This window comes from Acinetobacter lwoffii (genome assembly GCF_052078135.1).
GTDB lineage: Bacteria > Pseudomonadota > Gammaproteobacteria > Pseudomonadales > Moraxellaceae > Acinetobacter > Acinetobacter lwoffii_Z.
Genome location: NZ_JBQGUZ010000002.1, coordinates 130,100 through 146,659, shown reverse-complemented (window position 1 = coordinate 146,659; position 16,560 = coordinate 130,100). Strand labels below are relative to the sequence as shown.

15 protein-coding genes are annotated in these 16,560 nt (G+C 44.2%); 6 read left to right on the top strand and 9 right to left on the bottom strand.

Annotation, left to right across the window (positions count from 1 at the left end):
• Window positions 1-56 precede the first annotated feature (56 nt).
• From tuf to rimI, 3 genes are all read left to right on the top strand, one after another.
• Window positions 57-1,247 carry an elongation factor Tu gene (gene tuf / locus ACTL4S_RS01920; RefSeq protein WP_004646112.1) on the top strand — a complete coding sequence of 397 codons (1,191 nt, stop codon included), beginning with the start codon at window positions 57-59 and terminating at the stop codon, window positions 1,245-1,247.
• A gap of 223 nt (window positions 1,248-1,470) precedes the next feature.
• Window positions 1,471-2,352, top strand: coding sequence for a metal-dependent hydrolase (locus ACTL4S_RS01915; RefSeq protein WP_441298641.1), 882 nt, complete (start codon window positions 1,471-1,473; stop codon window positions 2,350-2,352).
• 105 nt (window positions 2,353-2,457) lie between these two features.
• Window positions 2,458-2,916 carry a ribosomal protein S18-alanine N-acetyltransferase gene (gene rimI / locus ACTL4S_RS01910; protein ID WP_441298640.1) on the top strand — a complete coding sequence of 153 codons (459 nt, stop codon included), beginning with the start codon at window positions 2,458-2,460 and terminating at the stop codon, window positions 2,914-2,916.
• A 15-nt stretch (window positions 2,917-2,931) separates the two neighbouring features.
• Here rimI and ACTL4S_RS01905 read toward each other — a convergent pair whose 3' ends face one another.
• The 3 genes from ACTL4S_RS01905 to trxB form a co-directional block, all read right to left on the bottom strand.
• A complete protein-coding gene (locus ACTL4S_RS01905) occupies window positions 2,932-3,747 on the bottom strand; it encodes an arginyltransferase (protein WP_441298639.1) in 816 nt (271 codons plus the stop codon).
• A gap of 21 nt (window positions 3,748-3,768) precedes the next feature.
• Window positions 3,769-4,500, bottom strand: a complete 732-nt coding sequence (aat, locus tag ACTL4S_RS01900; RefSeq protein ID WP_121980280.1) for a leucyl/phenylalanyl-tRNA--protein transferase — start codon at window positions 4,498-4,500, stop codon at window positions 3,769-3,771.
• A 92-nt stretch (window positions 4,501-4,592) separates the two neighbouring features.
• Complete coding sequence (trxB, locus tag ACTL4S_RS01895; RefSeq protein ID WP_004646117.1) at window positions 4,593-5,555, bottom strand: thioredoxin-disulfide reductase; 963 nt, start codon at window positions 5,553-5,555, stop codon at window positions 4,593-4,595.
• 249 nt (window positions 5,556-5,804) lie between these two features.
• On the opposite strand from trxB, the gene ACTL4S_RS01890 reads away from it, so the two are divergent.
• Complete coding sequence (locus ACTL4S_RS01890; protein ID WP_441298638.1) at window positions 5,805-8,864, top strand: DNA translocase FtsK; 3,060 nt, start codon at window positions 5,805-5,807, stop codon at window positions 8,862-8,864.
• Between the two features lie 62 nt (window positions 8,865-8,926).
• Here the strand turns inward: ACTL4S_RS01890 and ACTL4S_RS01885 are convergent, their stop codons facing one another.
• From ACTL4S_RS01885 to yihG, 6 genes are all read right to left on the bottom strand, one after another.
• Entirely contained in the window at window positions 8,927-9,214 is a 288-nt protein-coding gene (locus ACTL4S_RS01885) for a PA4642 family protein (protein WP_004279254.1), read from the bottom strand.
• A 196-nt stretch (window positions 9,215-9,410) separates the two neighbouring features.
• Window positions 9,411-9,683 carry a cell division topological specificity factor MinE gene (gene minE, locus ACTL4S_RS01880; protein WP_004279256.1) on the bottom strand — a complete coding sequence of 91 codons (273 nt, stop codon included), beginning with the start codon at window positions 9,681-9,683 and terminating at the stop codon, window positions 9,411-9,413.
• A gap of 2 nt (window positions 9,684-9,685) precedes the next feature.
• Window positions 9,686-10,498 (bottom strand): septum site-determining protein MinD, encoded by an 813-nt coding sequence (gene minD / locus ACTL4S_RS01875; RefSeq protein ID WP_004646120.1) that lies wholly within the window; start codon window positions 10,496-10,498, stop codon window positions 9,686-9,688.
• A 66-nt stretch (window positions 10,499-10,564) separates the two neighbouring features.
• Window positions 10,565-11,278, bottom strand: coding sequence for a septum site-determining protein MinC (minC, locus tag ACTL4S_RS01870; protein WP_005247112.1), 714 nt, complete (start codon window positions 11,276-11,278; stop codon window positions 10,565-10,567).
• Window positions 11,279-11,437: 159 nt separating this feature from the next.
• Entirely contained in the window at window positions 11,438-12,502 is a 1,065-nt protein-coding gene (locus tag ACTL4S_RS01865) for a preprotein translocase subunit SecA (protein WP_180181424.1), read from the bottom strand.
• Between the two features lie 2 nt (window positions 12,503-12,504).
• The gene (gene yihG / locus ACTL4S_RS01860; RefSeq protein WP_441298637.1) at window positions 12,505-13,446 is read right to left on the bottom strand and encodes a 1-acylglycerol-3-phosphate O-acyltransferase, YihG family; all 942 of its coding nucleotides are present in this window, start codon (window positions 13,444-13,446) and stop codon (window positions 12,505-12,507) included.
• Between the two features lie 253 nt (window positions 13,447-13,699).
• Between yihG and ACTL4S_RS01855 the strand changes: the two genes are divergently transcribed.
• Both ACTL4S_RS01855 and ACTL4S_RS01850 read left to right on the top strand, forming a co-directional pair.
• The gene (locus ACTL4S_RS01855; protein ID WP_247144325.1) at window positions 13,700-14,353 is read left to right on the top strand and encodes a YiaD family glycine zipper/OmpA-like lipoprotein; all 654 of its coding nucleotides are present in this window, start codon (window positions 13,700-13,702) and stop codon (window positions 14,351-14,353) included.
• Window positions 14,354-14,490: 137 nt separating this feature from the next.
• Window positions 14,491-16,530, top strand: coding sequence for a UvrD-helicase domain-containing protein (locus ACTL4S_RS01850; RefSeq protein ID WP_004730583.1), 2,040 nt, complete (start codon window positions 14,491-14,493; stop codon window positions 16,528-16,530).
• The last annotated feature ends 30 nt before the right edge of the window (window positions 16,531-16,560 follow it).

Here is a 16,560-nt window from a genome sequence, read left to right as displayed (position 1 = left end):
AAAAACCAAGTGCTCATGCAGTAATCCTGCATGAGTAGTTTAAAAAGGAAGATCTCATGGCTAAGGCTAAGTTTGAACGTAATAAGCCACACGTTAACGTGGGCACAATTGGTCACGTTGACCATGGTAAAACAACTTTAACAGCTGCAATTGCAACTGTATGTGCGAAGAAATTCGGTGGCGAAGCGAAAGACTATGCTGCAATCGACTCTGCACCAGAAGAAAAAGCACGTGGTATTACAATTAATACTTCACACGTAGAATACGATTCCCCAACTCGTCACTACGCTCACGTAGATTGCCCGGGCCACGCCGATTATGTTAAAAACATGATTACTGGTGCTGCTCAGATGGATGGCGCGATCCTTGTATGTGCTGCGACTGATGGTCCTATGCCACAGACTCGTGAACACATCCTGCTTTCTCGTCAGGTAGGTGTACCTTACATCGTTGTATTCTTGAACAAATGCGACCTTGTAGATGATGAAGAGCTTCTTGAGCTAGTTGAAATGGAAGTTCGTGAACTTCTTTCTACTTACGATTTCCCGGGTGATGACACTCCAGTGATCCGTGGTTCTGCTCTTCTTGCGCTTAACGGTGATGACAGCCAATACGGCGAGCCAGCGGTAGTTGCGCTTGTTGAAGCACTTGACTCTTACATTCCAGAGCCAGAGCGTGCAATTGACCTTCCATTCCTTATGCCGATTGAAGACGTATTCTCAATCTCTGGTCGTGGTACAGTAGTAACTGGCCGTGTAGAGACTGGTATCGTTAAAGTAGGCGAGTCTGTAGAAATCGTTGGTATCCGTGATACTCAAACTACTACAGTAACTGGCGTAGAAATGTTCCGTAAACTTCTTGACGAAGGTCGTGCGGGCGAGAACTGTGGTGTTCTTCTTCGTGGTACTAAGCGTGAAGACGTACAACGTGGTCAAGTATTGACTAAACCAGGTGCGATCAAGCCACATACTAAATTCGATGCAGAAGTATACGTACTTTCTAAAGAAGAAGGTGGTCGTCACACTCCATTCCTTAACGGTTACCGTCCACAGTTCTACTTCCGTACTACGGACGTAACTGGTGCGATCGCGCTTAAAGAAGGCGTGGAAATGGTTATGCCTGGTGACAACGTTGAGATGTCAGTAGAGCTAATCCACCCGATCGCAATGGACCCAGGTCTACGTTTTGCGATCCGTGAAGGCGGCCGTACAGTTGGTGCTGGTGTAGTTGCTAAAGTAACTGCATAATCGCTGATTGTGTAAGAAAAGCGCCTCTTTGAGGCGCTTTTTTTTGATCTAAACTTTTATAAAACTAAGAACAAATTGTCTGACAATGATTTTAAAAGCTGTCCTTATCTGATATCGGCTTGACCTAAACTGCACTTATGTAAAAAAAATTACCACGTAATATACAGATAAGAATATGAATATTACATTCTCGGGTCTGGATTGGCCTGATGGGAGTGGTCACATGAATGCGAAAGTAAATATTACCAATCGTGCGGGTGCTAGTTTTCCAGTTCGTCGCATGAACTTTGATTTTGATGCTGTGCCGGAATATTGGATGAATGGTTCAGCAGGTCTTACTCATTTTATGACGGCATTATCTGCGCTATTTCCAGCAGGTGAAAAGTTTTTTATAGATTCAGTCCGTGCGGTGCGTAAACATCCTGCAATTGCCAATAATGAAGCATTACAAAAAGAAATTTCCGCTTTTATTGGTCAGGAAGCGATGCATACTCACGAGCATATCGGCTTTAATGCATCTGCGCAAAAACATGGGCATGATGTCGAGACGCTTGATCGTTATACCGATAAAGTCATTCAAACGACACGTAAAGTCATGGCTAAACTGGGTAAGCCTGTGGGAATTACCCAAGAAATGGTAGATTTGACTGCAACCACGGCACTTGAGCATTTCACTGCAACCATTGCCTCACAGCTTTTGACCAATAGTCACATTCAGGAATTGATGACAGATGAAACCATGAAAACCATGTGGTTATGGCACGCCATCGAGGAAAATGAACATAAGGCAGTGGCTTATGATGTCTTCGAAGGGGTTTTTGGCAAAGGATTAAAAGCCTATGCACTGCGTACTTCATCCTTGGTCATCGCAATGGCAACCTTATTTGTGGTGCAAAGCTATTTCCTTGCCCGTTTGCTCAAACAGGATCAGCAGCTCAATTTTGAGTCCTTAAAAGCCATTTATACCTATGCCTATAGTCCTTCTAAAGGTGTCATTACGGGTATGGCGAAAGAAATGCTGATGTATTTTAAACCGGGATTCCATCCGAATGATCATCATACACATCAACTGTTGGCGACCTGGAAAGCCAAATTGGGTTTGTGACAGAACTGAAGATTGGAGAGCGACTTAAATCGCTCTTTTTTTTGCTCGATTTTTTGCATGAACTTTCTATAATGCGGAGGTTGATTCTATATAAGATGAACGAAGATGATTCGTTTAATGAAAGCAGCGGATGTAGAAGTCGTTGCAAAGATTGAGAGATCGGTTCAATCACACCCCTGGACTTTCAAACAGTTCGAAGATGCTGTAACAGCTTATCAAAGTACCGTGATTGAAGTGCAAGGGCAGGTGGCCGGATTTTGTATTTTACAACCGGTGCTAGATGAAGCCAATTTATTGCTGATGGCGATTGATCCGGCACAGCAAGGTCAGGGCTTGGGCTATCAGTTGCTGGAGGCTTCAGTGGTGATGCTAAAAAACAATCCGGTACAGATTTTCCTGGAAGTGCGCGAGAGTAATCAGGCTGCGATCAAGCTATATGAAAAATCAGGCTTTCATCAGATTGATCTGCGTAAGAACTATTATCCAAATGCCAACGGAAGCCGTGAACATGCCATCATTATGGTGAAAGCATGTACGGATGATTTTGCTAGTCTATTTAAATAATACAAACTGACGACCTTATTTAATAATCTGGTGATTCCATCCGCTGGGTAAGGTCGTCATTAATGAGTTTCCCAGGTGCTGAATCTCCGTGGCACTTAGGGCATGATTTAAGCGTCGCCATTGTCCATCGATCAAGAGTTCCAGTGGCAGATACTGAGATTTGTAATTCATTTTGCTAGAATGCGGCACCCAATATCCCAGATAGATAAATTGTAAGCCCAGCTTTTGTGCATGTTCAATCTGTTTCAAGATTGCAAAAGCACCAAGTGAGCGGCGATTTTCATCTGGGTCAAAGAAGGTATAGACGGCAGAAATGCCATCATCCAGCAAGTCACAGGTTGAAACACTGATTAGACGCTCATCTTGCCATAATTCTAGAAAGAAGCTGTCGGCACAGCTTTGTAATAAAAATTTTTCGAACTGATCCCGAGTGGGTGGGAACATGTCGCCATCTGAGTGGCGTTCATTAATATAGCGTTCATACAGCGCATAATGTAGATCACCGGCGTGCTCTGGACTGGTAATTTTCATCACCAGATCCTGATTCCGTTTCCAGGCTTTTTTTTGTGAACTGTTCATGCGGAATTCAGCAACGGGTACACGCGAAGACAGACATTGACGACACAGATGACATTCGGGTCGATAGACGAAATCACCACTGCGGCGGAAACCGGTACGTGAGAGTTCTGATAAAGTTACTACATCAATTCGATGTGCAGGATCCAGAAAAACCATGCGCGCCGACTTGTTGGGCAAATAGCTACAATCATGCGGCGGCGTAATATAATACTGTAAATCGTTCAGTAGGGCCTTTGGCTGATAAGAGTTCATAACAACTACCCTCTGTTATTTTCATTCACTTAAGCGCGCGTTTTGCGCTATTGTTTTACTTGAAAATACACCTTCCTGATACTTTTTCCAATCGATAGCAGGCTTTTTTACAATATCTTGTAAAGAATTAAGATAAGCTTGGCGAGAAAGTGTACAGGCACCCAGGCTTAAAAGATGATCGTTGACCAGTTGGCAGTCGATCCAGGGTAGTTTATTTTCCTGTCCAATCAGCATTAAAGTATAGAAAGCCATTTTAGAAACATCGGTTTGCGTACTAAACATGGATTCACCAAAACAGCCTTGACCGATGGTCACACCATAAAGTCCACCGACGACGCGATCTTCATCCCAGACCTCAATGCTATAACCATATCCTGCGTCGAACATGTCACAATAGCCTGCGATAATATCTTCACTGATCCAGGTGTCGTCTGCATAAGCACGCGGCAATGAACAGGAACGAATCACCCTTTCAAAAGCATGATTGATTGTAATTTTATAGTCCTGCTTTTTCATATTGCGTAGCAGGGATTTGCTTGGATGATAATCTTCGGGGCGAATAATGCAGCGTGGTTCCGGACTCCACCAGCAAATTGGATCACCTTCTGAAAACCATGGAAATAATCCATGTGTATAGGCTTCATAAAGTGTAGAAGGGGAGAGGTCGGCACCAATACAAATCAGTCCTTCACCTTCAGGATCAACCTCGACCGGATTGGGAAAAATGAATTCTGAGGGAGGAAGTAAAGACATGGCAGACCCGACATAAATCTATAGATAAATCATCATCTCATTCTAGCAATAAAAAAGCCGCCCATAATGGACGGCTTTTTTATTCTTGCTGCTTAGTCTAGTTTGCCCATCGCATCAAGATATTTTTCCGCATCAAGCGCAGCCATACAGCCTGAACCCGCAGAAGTAATGGCCTGACGGTAAATGCTGTCCGCAATGTCACCGGCTGCAAATACACCCGGTACGGAAGTTTGTGTTGCATTACCTGCAGTACCGCTTTGCACCTGGATATAGCCGTCACGAAGCTCTAACTGGCCTTCGAACATGGTGCTATTTGGCTTGTGACCAATCGCCACAAACATACCCGTCACATCAACATTTTGAGTAGAATCATCTTGAGTTGATTTAAGACGAACTGAAGTCACGCCAGATTGTGCATCACCTAAAACTTCATCGACCTGATGGTTCCAGATAATGCTGATCTTGCCTTCTTTTTCTTTAGCAAATAAATGATCTTGCAGGATTTTTTCAGAACGTAGTGAATCACGACGGTGAACCAGAGTCACGTGAGAAGCAATATTAGATAGATACAACGCTTCTTCTACCGCAGTATTGCCACCACCGACAACCATGACTTTCTGGTTTTTATAGAAGAAACCATCACAGGTTGCGCAAGCACTGACACCTTGACCCATATAGGCTGCTTCAGATTCCAGACCGAGGTATTGGGCAGTTGCACCGGTACAGATAATCAGGGCATCACAGGTGAATTCTTCCATATCGCCTTTTAACACGAAGGGGCGCTGGCTAAGATCCACTTCATTGATATGGTCATACACGATTTCAGTGCCAAAACGCTCTGCATGTGCCTGCATACGTTCCATCAATGCTGGACCAGTCAAACCTTCGGGATCACCCGGCCAGTTATCGACGTCAGTCGTCGTGGTCAGCTGACCGCCCAGTTGCAAGCCTGCAATCAGGGTAGGTTTCAAGTTTGCACGCGCTGCATACACTGCTGCGCTATAGCCTGCAGGGCCAGAACCTAAAATAATCAGTCGTGAGTGACGTGCGCTCATCAGCTGTATCCTTTTTTATTTAGAAATTTATTGAATTATACGTGAAACTGTATAACAGTGGTGTGAGATTAAAGTCGATATTATTGATCATTGAAATCGATTTGGGCTATATAGCATAAGTAACATTGTGCTTGCACAATAGTGCATCTTTTTTCACAGAACAGGTGCATAATATGCATTTTATTGCGTCGCTTTTTTCAAGCATTGAAGCAAAAGAATATTCATGAAGAATTGGTTACAGGACAGTATATGACAGCGGTGTCGAGTGCCTATGCACAGCGCTTAGTAATGACATTATTTTTAGTCTCATTTGGGATTTATCTGTTTCTTGCAACAGTGACCTATACGCCATTTGATCCGGGGTGGATGCATATCTCTAGTGATACGCAGACCGTTTCGAATGCTAGTGGGGTAGCGGGTGCCTGGATTGCAGACCTTTTGTTTGGCTTTCTCGGTTGGGCAAGTCTGCTGATCCCTGTCTATCTGTTTATGGAGGCGATTCAGGTCTGGTGGCCGCGTAGCTTCCTGAACCGGCCATTTCGCTATGCTGCGCAATTCTTCCTGTTGCTGAGCACCTCAGCGCTTTTGTTTTTATTCTGGCAAGTTCCTGCTGATACGCTGGATAATTCTTCCGGCGGTATTATTGGCTATGAATTAGGCCAGAGTCTGGAACAATTGCTGACAGTCTATGGTGCAGCATTCTTCCTGCTGGTGCTTTGGGTGGTGTTATTTACCTTGGCTTTTGGGGTGAAGTGGAACAAGACCTGGAGCAGCCTCAAAGCAACGCCTGCTTATCTACAAGACCTGTTCTACCGTAATGTGCCTGAAGGCATGTCCGATTTTGATCGGACTGCACCTGTCGCCAAAAAAGAGCCAGTCATTAGTGCAAAAAAAGTAGCGGTTGCAGTAACACCTGCGCCTGAGCATCAACTGGTAGAAATAGATCCAGTGGTACGTGATCAGGTGGCTGAACGCTTATTTGATGATTTTGCCGATAAAGAATCACAACAACCGCAGTTTTATGATGATCTTCCCGAAGCTGAGCAGCAGGCTCCTGAGCCAGTCGAGACATTTAAGCAAGTACAGCAAGTGCCTCAACAGCCGGATCGTGTGGTAGCCACAGGCGAGGTGTGGCGTGCCTTACATTCAAATGAAGATCAGCGGCATAAACAGGATATTGATGCCTTACTCAAAGCAGCCGAAGAAGAACAGCTTGATTCTCCAGTCTCACATATAGCTGCTCCACAATCTGTTGCAGCACAGACTCATGCTCACACCAGAACCGCATCGGCTCCACATACAGGCCTGGACTGGGATGATGATGAAATCTTTGATGAACTTCTGGCTGCAGTTCCGCAAGGCAAAACTGCGACCGATGTGCATAGTCCATTCAATACAGCGCCAGCCGAAAAGACGGCAAGAATTGTAGAAGACATGACCAATGTTGCACCTGTCATGGCGTCTATGACAACGGCACATGTCGTGAAAAATAGCGCATTACAGGCCGATCTGGATGACCTGGGTGATTTACTGATTGAAGAAGATGAGCCAAGCCAACCAGTACGTGCATCAAGCTATGCCCAATCTTCTGCTTTTGTTCAGGCACCAATTCAGCATCAGGGTATAGAGCAACCAGTATCTCCTCCTTCTGCAACTCATGCAGCAGTACGCGAGGCTTTATCTAAAGAAGAATTTGTAGAAGCCTGGCAAGAAACGGCTGGTAAACCACAAGATGAAGACGAGTTTGATTTTGATACACCTTTAACTGATGCTTCAGGCCGTCCGATGTCACGTGCCATGCAGGTAGCAGAGCGCCGTAAAGATTTATCACCGCTTCCAGGTCTGGATTTACTGGATGAAGTCGATCCGAATAAAAAAGTGAATTTTACCGAAGAGCAGCTGGCACGTTTATCTGAGCTACTTGAAATCAAGCTGCAAGAATTCAATGTCAAAGCCAAAGTGGTAGAAGCACAGCCAGGCCCAGTCGTAACACGTTTTGAACTGGATCTGGCACCAGGGGTGAAAGCTTCTAAAGTGACCAATATTTCGCGTGATCTGGCACGTTCGATGTCGATGGCATCGGTGCGTGTAGTTGAAGTCATTCCGGGCAAGCCGTATATCGGAATTGAAGTACCAAACAGTACCCGTGAAATGGTCCGTTTGATCGAACTTTTGACCATTCCAGCCTTTACTGATCCGAATAGTATTCTCTCTATGGCAATGGGTAAGGATATTTCCGGTAATCCGGTGATTGCTGATCTGGGTAAAGCGCCGCATATGTTGGTGGCAGGGACCACGGGTTCAGGTAAATCGGTGGCGGTGAACTCGATGATTTTATCGATGTTGCTGAAATATACCCCAGATGAATTGCGTTTAATTCTGATCGATCCGAAGCAGCTGGAACTGGCAAACTATAATGATATTCCACATTTGTTGACGCCTGTGGTTACTGATATGAAAGATGCAGTCAGCGCATTGAACTGGTGTGTCAATGAGATGGAACGTCGTTATAAGCTGATGTCTTTCCTGAAAATCCGTAAACTAAGCGACTATAACCGCAAGGTGGAAGAGGCGATTGCCAATGGTGAAGACCTGATCGATCCTACTTGGAAGGCCAGCGATTCTGTTGTGGGTGAGCGTGCGCCGCGTTTGACGCCGTTGCCATCCATTGTGATTGTCGCGGATGAGTTCGCGGATATGATCATGCAGGTCGGTAAAAAAGCCGAAGAAATGATTACCCGTCTGGCACAAAAATCACGTGCGGCCGGTATTCACCTGTTGCTTGCGACCCAGCGTCCATCAGTAGATGTAATCACAGGCTTGATTAAGGCCAATATTCCGACACGTGTCGCATTACGGGTTAACTCCAAGATCGATTCGCGTACCATTCTGGATGCCGGCGGTGCAGAAGATTTACTTGGTCATGGTGACATGCTATTCCTCGGCCCGGGTAAAATTGAACCTGAACGTGTGCATGGTGCGTTTATTGCTGATGACGAAGTGAACCGGATCTGTGATGCATGGCGTGAACGTGGTTCACCAAACTATGTCGACGAGATCCTGACACCATTTGATGAAGAACCATCAAGTCGTGGTTTTGAAGATGGTGGCGACGGTGGATCAGATCGCGATGCGTTATATGACCAGTGTGTGGCATTTGTACTAGAAACCCGTAAGGCTTCCACTTCATCCTTACAGCGTAAATTCAGTCTGGGCTACAACCGTGCTGCGCGGATCATTGACCAGATGGAAGAAAATGGCATTGTCAGCGGCATGGGGGCCAACGGCAAACGCGAGATTCTGGTTTAGTTTCACAATCTTTGCAATAAAAAGGCCTGCTTTCAAAGCAGGCTTTTTTATGTATTTTTGACTCAGGCAAATTTTGCCAATACATCCAGAAATTCGGCACTTTGACGCGGGAAAGTGGCAATCACGTCATGAATCCGTTGTCCTTCCGGATTGGTTGCATTGACATCACGGCCATCAGCGACAAATTTCGTCAACAGGCGTTCATAATCGAATGGACGCATATGCTTGAAAGCATGATAGAGCACGTGAAAATCAGCATTAACACCTGCAGGAGGAAGCTGATTTAAATAGGCAAATACACGCTCATCTGACCATTCTTCGTTAAAGGTCGCTGGTTGAGATAATGCCATCGCAATTTCCTTGATCTAATGTAGTTTTTTCGGCATGAAAAAAGGCAAAATATGAGACTAGATTAGCAAAGCACTGCTTTGCCTAGTCGCAAGACTTGAAGCTATGCTTCAAGTGGGCGGAATATAGCTAAACTACTATTTCTACCACTCTCATATTTTGCCTTGAATCAATTTACTTGACCAATCAAAAATCAGATTATCGTTCTTCAGGTAAATTGATATTCATTTCAAGCATTTCAATATTGGCTTCAGAACGGACCTGCATTTGAATATGCTGTTCATCGACACCGCGAACATAACGATTGACCACTTGCATGATTTCAGTCTTCATCTGGTCAATTTTGTCCTGGCTCAAGCGACGACCCAAGCCTTGTTCGGATGCAACGATCACCTTCAAACGGTCTTTAGCAGTCCGTGCGCTTGATGGTTTATCCTCGCCACTAAAAAGTTTACTCCAGAATCCTGCCATGTCTACGCTCCAAATAGTCGTGCTAACCAGCCCTTAGGTTTTACCTCGATATGACGGTAAGGACGCTCTTCGCCAAGGAAACGCGCAACCAGATCATCATAGGCCTGACCTGCAGAAGCTTCAGTGAAAAGAATCACCGGCTTACCTTCATTCGATGCCTGTAAAACGCTTGGACACTCAGGAATAACGCCCAAGGTCGGTACACGTAAAATATCCTTAGAAATATCATCAATCGTTAGCATTTCCTGTTTATCGGCACGTTCCGGATTGAAACGGGTAATACACAGATGCTTACGAATGCGACCTTCGTTTTGTTCTACTTTTTTTGTTTTGCTATCGAGCATGCCAATGATACGGTCAGAGTCACGTACTGAAGAAATCTCAGGGTTAGTCACAATGATGGCTTCATCCGCATGATACATGGCCAAAATAGCACCACGCTCAATACCGGCAGGTGAATCACAGATAATATAATCAAATTCCTGCGAAAGCTCATCCATTACACGTGCCACACCTTCATCGGTTAAGGCATCTTTATCACGTGTTTGTGATGCAGGTAAAATATATAAATTTTCAATATCTTTATCGCGAATCAGTGCTTGTTGTAATCGTGCTTCGTTATTTAAAACATTCACAAAATCATAAACTACACGGCGTTCACAGCCCATAATCAAATCAAGGTTACGTAAACCTACATCAAAATCAATAACAACAGTTTTGTGACCGCGTAGGGCTAAACCTGTTGCAAAAGATGCACTCGTTGTAGTTTTACCTACACCACCTTTGCCTGACGTTACGACAACAATTTTCGCCACCGAATCCACTCCTGTTATGGTTCAAATCCCCTGTTTAAAATGGGGTTTTTGGTGTTTATTTATACATTAAAATTGTAGAGCTTCAAATACAAGCTCTAGTTGATCATTCAAGTAAATATGCACGGATTTTTTAACTACGTGTGGTGGAATATCATCCGCCACACAATAGGTTCCTGCAATCGAAATCAGTTCTGCTTCGAGGCTATGACAGAAAATACGTGCTGCAGTATTGCCACCCGCACCTGCAATGACCCGGCCACGCGCGCTGCCATAGACATGAATATTGCCCGAAGCAATCACTTCTGAACCACTATTGATGCCGGCATTAATAATAATGTCGCCATTATGCTGCACGATACATTGGCCGGTACGCAGGATTTCATCATGATATGAGGTGATATGCGCAACGATCGGGGCAGCAGGGGCTTGATCATCATTCACCGCTGTAGGTTCTGGTTTAACTTCCACCACCTGTTCTTTGGTGGCTTTAATTTCTTCTAACTGTCGATCAGGTGGCAGTACCGGGAACTGAATGGCGCGCGCCTGATCTCCAAGTAAGCCTTCAGTAACAGCCATAGGCTGTACATCCAGACTGATTAATAGTTGGATCAGCGCAATGAGTTCCTGTTCAACTGAACTTTCAATGACTGCCAAAGTGCCGGGTGGAAACGCTGCTTGTAATTTTGGGCTAAGTTGCTGGCGGATTGCATCATGATCATTGGTATCTAGGCTAATGCGTATCGCATTGACCATTCTGCCTTTTATCCGTATATCAGCCATAATTCTTCCTTAAATACTTCTGACGTGCTGGTTTGGTGTCGAAGCAATGTTGTAAATAGTGCAAATCCTAGAACAAATTGCAGTAATTCTCTAGCGATCTCAGTTATTTTTTTATGCGAACAGAACCGGAGGGGTTGATCCGATTCTATACTTTAAAATTTACTTATCTATTGAGCTCTGATTTTGCTCATGTTCTTCTAGAATCTGTTGCCACTGTTTGACTTTTACCTGTTTTCGGATCGCTTCAAGTGTTTCAAAAACAGCCGATTCAACCAATTTATCAATATGTGGATTATGTTCAATCTGTATCTGGCTGATTTTATCTGAAATTAGGGTAAAAGTCGGATTTTCTTTTGTACCTGTATGGGTAAACGGCTCAATCAGGCCCTGAGTAATATTTTCGCCCAAGCGTTGACCAATACTTTGAATTTGCTGTTCAATCCGGCTGCCCACAATTGGAATCAGACGCAGCAGCTGAGTAAGTTCTGGAGTATCTTCAATCGCCTGATTGACTACTTGCCCTACATTTTTAGCGATCATGGAACGTTGTGATTGTAATTCCTTACCCAAAGATTCTTGCAAGATATCTGCCAAAGCAATGGCCAGTAATTTACGGTGATGTTCCACCAAATCATCAATTAACTGTTTATGTGATGTGCTTGTGGTCAGTTCACGCTTGATACCATCCAGTACGGTAAGTACCACCCGGCTGGAAAGCTCTTCCATCAGCATGTTGTAATAAAAGTTACCTTGGCGATACCAACGGTTGGGAATTACTTTATAACCATGACTATGCAGGTTGTAGCCAATAGCAACCGCACGTAGCAGGCGCAGAAAACGTAGCTGAGGGATAATGGATAAAATTTCATACCAGTGTACAAAAGGGAAGAACCACCAGCGTCGATGATGACGCAGGACAATTGCGATAACCCAGCGTGCCAGTAATTCACAGACCAAGAAAGTGGTAAACCAACCCTCTGTAATGATGACCCAAGGGCGTAAATCACTTTTATAAAACTGCAAGATTTCCGGTAAACGAATGAAGTCAAACAACCACTGCCCAAAATCGCTCATTAAAATGGCGTTGGCACTGAGACAGAACAGATTGATGATGATTAAAACCATCATGAAAATGTCGTAAATCAGTGCAATTTTCCAGCCCCATGTTCCTTTACGAACAAATTTAAATGAGCTGGACGTAATGTCCGGGTTGTCGTTCTTCATAATTACTCGGTTACAGATCCGACTGGGGCTCGAGCAAAGTTCTGCTGCATTTGTGCGATGAGCTGATCTTTTTCAGTCCAGATTTGATCAATCCATTTTTGAAAACGTGCACGATATTCAGCATCATCTTCATAATTGCCGCCCAGTACCCAGTCAGGAATATCAATTTTTCTTAAATTTACCGCAATACGTGGCACTTCACCTAACCAAAATTCACCATAGCTCGGAATACCATCAGGATAAACAATGGTCATGTCGACCAGCGCATCAATTTTATCGCCGAGAATACTGAGCGCCAATGCCAGACCACCGGCTTTAGGTTTCAGTAAATGTGTATAGGGAGACTGCTGCTGATCATGCTTTTCTTGGGTAAAGCGGGTGCCTTCCAGATAATTTAACAGGGTAAAAGGCTGACTGATCAGCTGTTCACAGGATTTACGTGCCTCTTCCATATCCCGATATTTCAGCGCAGGATTTTTAGCAATCTGTTCCTTGCTATGCCGTTTCATCATTGGGAAACCCAAAATTTTAAAGGCCTGACCAACAAAAGGAATAAAAATAAGTTCCCATTTGGTAAAGAAGCGCGTCAGGGGCATACGGGTCAGACCGAAGTATTGATTGACAGTAGTATCGACCCAGCTCTGATGATTACAGGTCATCAAATAACGGCCCTGCATATTCAAATCCAGTGATTCATCTACGCTGATTTGCCATTGCGTGTTTTTCAGCACATGCTCAATCAGCCAGTTGTTGACCCCTAACCAGCCGTTGGTAATCTTGATATTGGTTTCATCCACTTTTGCGGATTTTTTAAAAATTTTGGTTAAACCCAAGGCCAGCACCGGGGGGCCATGAAAAAAAGTACTGCCAGTCATGACTGAAGTGACCGTCAGGCCACGTGTCAGTTTTTTTAAAGTCGGTTGCTTATTGCTATTTGATGACATATCCAAACAGTCCCCACAGATTAATCGCTTAAATTTTTTCATATTTTGAGTAATATAGAGACAGTTAGGCAAATAAAAAAGCCTGAACAGGAAACTATGAAGATATTGTGATGAACTACTTTGATTTAGTTACATATAAACATTACAAAATATTACTAAACGATTTATTATTAACAAAAATTCAATGGTTACACCATTCAATTTAAATCATTATCTCGCTTATACAACAAAGCATACAACAAGGAGTCATGCGATGCGTGCACTAGTAATTTCAGCAGCTGTAGCAGGGGCCGTAGCACTAACAGGTTGTCAATCAACTGGCAGTAACATTGGTGGTGTAGAATATGATAAAGCGGCTCTAGGTACTTTAATTGGTGCTGCAGCTGGCTACGGCGTTTCTAAAAGTAATGCAAATACTAGCCGTCAAAACAACCGTGCAGCAGCAATTGGTGCTGTTGTAGGTGGTGCAGCGGGTGTCTATCTGGATAACAAAGAGAAAAAATTACGTCAAGCAACAGCCGGTACTGGTGTAGACGTTAACCGTAATGCAGATGGTTCGATTAACCTTGTGATGCCGGGCAGCATTACATTTGACACGAACAAGTCAAATATCAAACCAAACTTTTATGGCACTTTGAACAAAGTAGCGCAAGTATTAACTGAAGATAACAAGAGCGGTATTCTTGTAACTGGTTATACAGACAGCACGGGTAATGACTCAATTAACTTGCCATTGTCTCAAGCACGCGCAAACTCTGTAGCGACTTACTTGGCAGGCCAAGGTGTTTCACGTACACGTATTAATGCTCAAGGTTTAGGTTCAGCGAACCCAATTGCAGACAATACAACTGCCGCAGGTAAAGAGCAAAACCGTCGTGTAGAAATCGCGGTATATGCAGTTCAATAATTCTTGAACGCTTAAGAAAAAACCACCTTCGGGTGGTTTTTTTATATCTGAATATTGATCTGATTAATCGTATTTTAAATTAGGCAACTGACGCAGAGATGACTATAATCGGAGCCGAATCTAGAAGAGGAAGCCATATGTCACTCGCCAGTCAGTTAAATGACAAGCAACTTGAAGCCATGAAATACACTCAAGGACCCTTGTTAGTACTTGCAGGAGCGGGTTCAGGCAAGACTTCAGTGATCACGCGAAAAATCGCGTATTTAGTCAAGCATTGCGGGATTCCCGCACATCGTATTACTGCGATGACTTTTACCAACAAGGCAGCACGTGAGATGAAAGAGCGTGTCAGCAAATTGTTGACGCGTGAAGAAAGTAAAGGCGTTTCAGTTTCGACCTTCCATACTTTTGGCCTGAATATGCTGCGCCTGGAGTTGAAACATACCCCACTGAAAAATAATTTCTCGATTCTGGATGCTGACGACTGTAAACGCATTCTGATGGATCTGATGCAGCGTGACAATTTATCCGGTGCAGAAAGCAAAGAACTGATTGCCAAAGCCATGAAAATGATCTCGGACTGGAAAAATGATCTGATTCCACCCGAGCAGGCACATACTACCTGTGAAACTGCCGAAGATGTGCAGTTTGCGCATTTATATCAATTATATGAACGTAATTTGCGTGCCTATAACGCCGTGGATTTTGATGACCTGATTGTGATGCCAACGCGCTTGCTGCAGGAAAATGCCGAAGTTCGTGACAAATGGCAAAATCGCGTGCGTTATCTGCTGGTCGATGAATATCAGGATACCAATACGGCGCAGTATATTCTGGTGAAATTACTGGTCGGTGTGATGGGACAATTCACTGCGGTAGGCGATGATGACCAGTCGATTTATGCCTGGCGTGGTGCTAAACCGGAAAATATGGCTTTGTTGCAGCAGGATTTTCCTAATCTGAAAGTGATTAAACTGGAACAGAACTATCGTTCGACCAGTCGTATTCTCAAAGCAGCCAACACTGTCATTGGCAATAATCCGCATATTTTTGATAAAAAGCTCTGGTCGGACAAAGGCCATGGTGAAGTGATTCGTGTAATTACCTGCCGCAATGATGATGATGAAGCAGAGCGCGTCGTTAAAGACCTGATCACACATAAATTAATGAACGGTAAAAGCTGGAAAGATTATGCGGTGTTATACCGCGGCAATTTCCAGGCGCGTATCTTAGAAACCCATTTACGTCAGATGCAGATTCCGTATAAATTGTCTGGCGGACAGTCTTTCTTCGCGCGTGCCGAAATCAAGGACATGATGAGTTATTTACGCCTGATCATTAACCCTGAAGATGACAGCGCATTTTTACGGATTATCAATACGCCAAAACGGGCGATTGGTCCGGTAACGCTGGAAAAGCTTGGTCTATTTGCTCAGGAAAATAACCTGTCATTGCTGGCAGCGGCAGCGGATCAGCGGCTGACCATGGCGATTCCAAAAAAAGCCACGACCCAATTGGCTGAATTTGCCGATTTTATCGAGGGCTTTACCCGCAATTTACTGGATGATGATGAACCCGTACCGATCATCCGCCAGATGATGATTGAAGCCGGTTATATCGATTACATCAAGGAAACGGCAGCCACGCCGGCACAGGAAAAAACCAAGCTCGACAATATCGAGGTGCTCTACAGTAGTATTCAAAGCCTGATTAACCGCGCTGAAGATGTCGACGAAAAGAATATTGAAAGTGTGATTCGTAAAATGGTGCTGCTGGATATGCTCGAGCAGCAGCAGGAAGAAGAGGACACCGATAAAGTCAACTTATTGACTTTGCATGCGTCTAAAGGTCTGGAATTTCCTTATGTCTATCTGATCGGGCTGGAAGAAGAAATTCTGCCGCATAAAAACTCGATCGCTGCAGAAACGGTCGAAGAGGAACGCCGTCTGATGTATGTGGGGATTACCCGTGCACGTCAGGGACTGACCATTACTCTGGCAGAACAGCGCAAGGCCGGTGGGCAGATGAAGCAGATGACCCCAAGCCGTTTTCTGGATGAATTACCAGAAGATGAGCTGGAATGGTTAGGTCGTAAGAAAAAGCTGGCAGGCAACATCGATCCGAAATTACAAGCCCAACATTATCTGGATAATTTGCGTAATCTTATCAAACGATAAGGCGCAAGGCTTGCTCTTATTTTAAATGAA